Genomic DNA, 5259 nt, shown 5'->3' with positions numbered 1-5259 from the left:
GAAGGCGGTCAGAGCGATGACGCCGAGCGCCGGGCGACCGAGAAATTCATCAACGACCTGCTGGCTCGGGGCGAGGCGGTTTTCGAGGGCGAGGATCACCGCCCACCGCTTCCGCCAACCTGCCGATGTCCGACCCACGCCACGCCGACGTACAGACGTGCTCACCGGCGTCGCCCTGGCGGCCAACCAGACGGCCTACTTCGGCGCCGTCCAGGACGCCGGGCTCGCCCTCGGCACCATGGTCACCCTCGGCGCGAGCCCGATCCTGGTCAGCGCCGGAGCACACGTACTTCTGGGTGAGCGGCTCACCAGGCGCGGCACCGCCGCGATCGGGACCGCGCTGCTCGGCCTGCAGCTCCTGGTCTCGCGCCCGATCTCCGGTCCCCGCCCTGTTATGGGCATCGCGCTGGCCCTGCTCTCCGCCATCGGCTACAGCGCCGTCACCCTGCACGCCCGCCGCAATGGGAAATCAACCGCAGACGCCGTCACTTGGAGTGCAGGGGCACTGTGTCTGGTGCCCTTGGCGCTTTCCCAGGGAGCCTGGCCCCGCGCTGAACACGTCGCCGAGTCCAGCGGCTGGCTCATCTTCCTCGGTGTCGTGCCGACCCTGGCCGACCCTGCTCGCCTACCGCTGGTACTTCTCCGGGCTGACCACGGTCCGCAGCACCACCGCCGCCATACTCGTACTCCTCGAACCCGCCACGGCCGCCCTCCTAGCCGTCCTGCTCGGCGAGCAGATCAGCACGCCCCTGGTACTCGGATCGGTCCTGCTGCTGACAGCCATCGCCGTCCTGGCCCGCCACAAATCCTGAACTCGTGGCCCTCGCCCACGCTCGGCCGGCGAGGGCCACCCATCCGAACTGATTCACAGTCCTTGGTAATTGCTCGGCTGCGAGGCTCTCCGTCCGTGGAAGCAGGCTGTCGCACAGGGCTCGTGCCCAGGCCGGTGCGGTGGGCCGGTGAGCCCCCTCTTTGCGTGCAGGTCGTGGGCGGGTTGACGGGAGCGGGGTGTGGTGTTGGTTGGGCTGGGATCGCCGTGAAGGTCAGGGGAGGCCCGGACCCGTCAAGTAGTTCCACACAGGTGGGTACACGCCGCCCGGAATCCGCTCGGCAACCTGGACCAGCGGCACCCAAGCCCCCTCAGCCACCTCCCGCGGAGACGCTGCATGCGGAGCCCCCGACAACCAGCGGCACGCTACATACACCACCGGCCGGCCCGTCACTGGATGCAACCGCTCGCCGATCACCGTCAACGGCTCCACCACGACGCCCGACTCCTCCAGCGCCTCCCGCGCAGCCGCCTGCTCCACCGACTCGCCCGGCTCCACTTTGCCCGCCGGGAACTGCCACACCAGCGCACCCTCAGGAACCCGGCGGCGGACCAGCAAGACCCGCCCCCGGCACGCCACCACTGCACCAGCGATCAGCGCATCCACACGGAACCTCAACGAGAACCCCCTATCACCAGGTTCTCGACGACCGGGGCTGCCTGCACGCCCGCGACCCTCGCCGTCCACCGGACCAGCCACATCCCCGAACCGAGCCGCCACATCAGCGGCCAGGCTCACGAACGCCAAGGTGCCGGCACGGTCGCACCGCCACCGGCGTCCACGAGAAGGCTGCCCTGAAACGGAGACAGGTAGGTACGGGTACTCATGCGCGCTCTGCCCACTTGGGCACAGAGTGCCAGAGCGCGCCTGCGGTGGGCGCGCTGAGAGGGAAAGAGAACGTGACAGGATCGCGCAAGACCGTATGGGGCACGGTTGTCGGCACGGTAGTTTTCGCTGTCTCCGGCTGCTCGTCCCAGGACCGTGCCACGAGTCCGGAAGAAGTCCGCAAGCTCGCCGGGAGCGCTCAAGCGGCACACGGACGGCAGCGCACTCAGGACCGCCTTCGAGACGTAGTGCAGACGTACGCCAAAGACACCCCGCTCGGACCGGGCATGGTCGTCATTCGCGACACCTGCTTCGGTGGAGCAGCGAAGCAATGGCTCGAGTCGAACGGCGACGACGCCTACAAGATCCGCTGTTCGATGCGGGTCACCGCCTACTACGGGGTCGATCCGAAGCGAGTTGGCTCCGTCCTCGACGGCGTACTCGCTGCCGGCGACCGACCCGGGTCTCTCATCGCATTCGGTCATGACTACTACCGCAACCACCTCGTGGACTACTACCGGGGACACGGTCCTAATCCGTCTGGTCCGCATGCCCCGGAGCCGACCCAGCTGTTCGACTCCTCGCAGACGCTCGCCTGGGATCCGTTGCACGACCGCAACCCCCGCCTTCTCGTCGATGAGCCTGAGCAATGTCCGAAGAACGATCCTCCGGTGACACGCTGCCTGCGTGAGTCCGGGTCGGGATCGGTTGCGGATATCCGCAAGCGGCACGGCATGGTGTTCAAGCTGGAGCTCGGTTCCACCGAATACTACGAAGTCGCCAAGGACGGCCAGGTCGTCATGGACTAAGCCCGCACCGTCGGCTCCACCATCCGTCGGCTCCACCATCCGTCTGTGCCGCCTCGGTCCCGGCGGCTCATCAACTACATCCAGCATCGGTACTGAGCCCCTGCGGAAGGCCGGCCTGGACTCCTTGAGCGCTCGCGCCGTGTGTCCGACAGAAGACACGCGGTGCGCCAACGGCGGTGGCCGGGGCCCTGTCCCTGTGTATGCGGTCTCTGTTCGAGGTGGATGTGGCTGCCGGGAGTTGGACGGGAGGGATGGTCGGTCGTTCCCGGCAGCGGCGGTGCATGGGGCCCGGGGTTCTCCCGGGTTCGTTCTGGTGTTGTGGTGGTGGTGAGGGGTGGTCGGCGACTTTGTGGCGTCGTGTTGGGGTTCATGCGCCGGCGTTGCTGGTGCCGGTGTTCGTGCCGCCGCCGGTGGGGGTTCCGGCGGGGTTTGCGGGTCCGGTGTTGGTGCCGGTGTTGGTGGCCGGTGTGCCGTTGTTGTTGACGATGGGGATGTTGTTGTTGATGACGATGATGTTGGTGGGCTGGCCGCTCTTGTTGCTGCCTGATCGGTGGCGGTCGTGTCCGTGGTTGCTGTTGTGGCCGTGCCAGTGGCTGTCTTTTGCGGGTGCCATGGTGACGGTGTTTGTGTGTGCGGGGGCGGCGAATGCGCTGGTGGGGAGCAGGGCGCCGCCTGCGGCCAGAGCCGTGGATGCGGTCAGGAGGGCAAGGCGGCGGGTGTGGGTGCGGGCCATGGGAATTCTCCTCGGGTGGGAATGAGAGTGGTATGGGTGTCCGGTGGCCGTGCTGATTGGCGGCGGTGTGGGAATGGAGTGTATTTCCCGTACGAGGTGCCGGGGGTCAATGATTTCTGGTTGGGGTTCTGTGGGTGGGTCACTTGTTTCGTGTGACCTCGTGTATTCATTAAGCCAGGGGTGGTCGTGCCGTGTCATGCTGCGGAAGTTCGGGGCTTGACAACTGCCGGTGGCCCCTTTAGGGGGGGTGTGAACCGCCGACAGGGCGCTTCGCAGGGCCGGCATCGGATGGGGGAGGCTGCCGCGCCGGACGCGCTGCCCAGGCCTCGCAGCGGCCTGGTCGTCCGGGTCCTGCCAGGCTCGCGCCCGGCGGCGGGCGCCCTCGATGTGGACAGCCCCGGTATCTCCTGTCCGCGGCATGTGCCGGCGGGCGTACTGCTGCTGCCCCTGCGGCTGCACACGCCGCCCTGCGACCAAAGTCCCGCTGGCGGGAAGGGGGGCGGAGGAGTTGCGTGGCGGGCGGGGTCATGTGAACACGTTGTGCAGCGTCCGGCTGCGGGGCGTGTTTGTCGCAGGACTGCCGACCGTGACGATGGCAGGCGCGGGCCGAGGGCGGCGTGCTGCCGGTCAGGTGAGGGGCGGTGTGGCTGTGGAGTGGAGCGGACGGCGTGTCCGTTGGCCCCGGCGGATCGTCTCCGGTCAGGAGCGGGCATGACCAGTCAGGCATACATCTGCGCAGGTGAACGGGGGTGGGCCCGTCCCGGAGGGAGTGTCCCGCACCGTCCTTGGGGATGCGGTCGGCGGTGTGGCCGGACGGATCTTCCGCCCGGCCGCACCGCAGTCCCTTAGTTGTTGTTGACGATGGGGATGTTGTTGTTGATGGGTCCGGTGCCGCCGCCGTTGTTGTTGACGATGGGGATGTTGTTGTTGATGGGTCCGGTGCCGCCGCCGTTGTTGTTGACGATGGGGATGTTGTTGTTGACCGGTCCGGTGCCGCCGCCGTTGTTATTGACAATGGGGATGTTGTTGTTCACGGGCCCCGCGCCGCCACCGTTGTTGTTGTTGTGGTGGTGGCCGTGGTGGCCTCCCGCGGGCGCCATCGTGACGACGCCGGTGTGCGCCGGGGCGGCGAACGCGCTCGTGGGAACCAGCGCACCTCCAGCAGCCAGCGCGGCCGATGCGGTAAGTATCGCGGCACGAGTCATTCGGATACGAAGCATGAGAATTCTCCTTCAGTGAGAAATAGGCAGGTAATTTGTCAGCCGAACCGCCTTGCCTGTTGGCAGGCGTTTCGGCTACGGGACGTGTGTCCCGAAAGGTGCATCGTCCGGAGGTTTCCCGGCGCTGCGGGCGGTCGCTTTTCCGTACGACCTCATGCCTCAATTGGGGCACAGGACTCCGGGCTGGGTCATGCGGCGTAATGTCGGGGCTTGACATATCGGCCCCGGAGCCCTATCAGCTTCTAACAGAATGAGGTGGATCGGTCCCGGTTGCCGTGTCCGGGAAGGGAGTTGAGCGTTCGACCGTGGTGAGAACGTCACCGTGGATCGTCTCGGATGAGCTGTGGGACCGTCTTGAGCCGCTGTTGCCGCACCGTGAACGGCGCTTCCGGTATCCGGGCCGCAAGCCATTGCGAGACCGGGAAGTGCTGTTCGGAATCCTGTAGGTGCTGCACACCGGCATCCAGTGGACGTACCTGCCGCAGGAGCTGGGCTTGGGGTCGGGCATGACGTGCTGGCGTAGGCTGCGGGACTGGAACGACGCGGGTGTCTGGCAGCGGCTGCACGAGGTCCTGCGCGCCGAGCTGAACGCGGCAGCGAAGCTGGACCGGTCCCGCAGCGTGGTCGACTCCTACCATGTCAGGTCGCTAAAAGGGGGGAGCCAGACGGCCCCCTCGCCGGTCGACCGGGGCCGCGCCCGCTCGAAGCACCAGTGATCACCGATGGTCGCGGCACTCCTTCGCGGTGCTCCTGACCCGTGGCAACCGCAACGACGTCACCCAACGACTCCCCCTGCTCGACGCGATCCCACCGGTCCGCGGCCGGGTCGGCCCATCCCCGCC

Annotated in this window: 5 protein-coding genes and 1 pseudogene; 3 read left to right on the top strand and 3 right to left on the bottom strand. The window is 67.4% G+C overall.

Annotation, left to right across the window (positions count from 1 at the left end; translation table 11 throughout):
• Positions 1 to 593 precede the first annotated feature (593 nt).
• Complete coding sequence (locus AB0H32_RS46705; protein WP_361135327.1) at positions 594 to 812, top strand: EamA family transporter; 219 nt, start codon at positions 594 to 596, stop codon at positions 810 to 812.
• 231 nt (positions 813 to 1043) lie between these two features.
• Here the strand turns inward: AB0H32_RS46705 and AB0H32_RS46700 are convergent, their stop codons facing one another.
• On the bottom strand, positions 1044 to 1436 hold the full coding sequence (locus AB0H32_RS46700; RefSeq protein ID WP_361135324.1) for an NUDIX domain-containing protein: 393 nt from the start codon (positions 1434 to 1436) through the stop codon (positions 1044 to 1046).
• A gap of 293 nt (positions 1437 to 1729) precedes the next feature.
• On the opposite strand from AB0H32_RS46700, the gene AB0H32_RS46695 reads away from it, so the two are divergent.
• Positions 1730 to 2464 carry a hypothetical protein gene (locus AB0H32_RS46695; RefSeq protein WP_361135322.1) on the top strand — a complete coding sequence of 245 codons (735 nt, stop codon included), beginning with the start codon at positions 1730 to 1732 and terminating at the stop codon, positions 2462 to 2464.
• 367 nt (positions 2465 to 2831) lie between these two features.
• Here the strand turns inward: AB0H32_RS46695 and AB0H32_RS46690 are convergent, their stop codons facing one another.
• Together AB0H32_RS46690 and AB0H32_RS46685 are read right to left on the bottom strand one after the other, a co-directional pair.
• Positions 2832 to 3197: a hypothetical protein gene (locus AB0H32_RS46690; protein WP_361135319.1), complete on the bottom strand. Its 366-nt coding sequence runs from the start codon at positions 3195 to 3197 to the stop codon at positions 2832 to 2834.
• A gap of 845 nt (positions 3198 to 4042) precedes the next feature.
• Complete coding sequence (locus AB0H32_RS46685; RefSeq protein WP_361135316.1) at positions 4043 to 4417, bottom strand: hypothetical protein; 375 nt, start codon at positions 4415 to 4417, stop codon at positions 4043 to 4045.
• Between the two features lie 270 nt (positions 4418 to 4687).
• On the opposite strand from AB0H32_RS46685, the pseudogene AB0H32_RS46680 reads away from it, so the two are divergent.
• A pseudogene (locus tag AB0H32_RS46680) lies at positions 4688 to 5259 on the top strand (IS5 family transposase); the annotation flags it as partial.

It is taken from the genome of Streptomyces sp. NPDC020362 (assembly GCF_040642095.1).
Taxonomy (GTDB): Bacteria; Actinomycetota; Actinomycetes; order Streptomycetales; family Streptomycetaceae; genus Streptomyces.
This window is presented reverse-complemented; position numbering and strand designations above follow the sequence as displayed.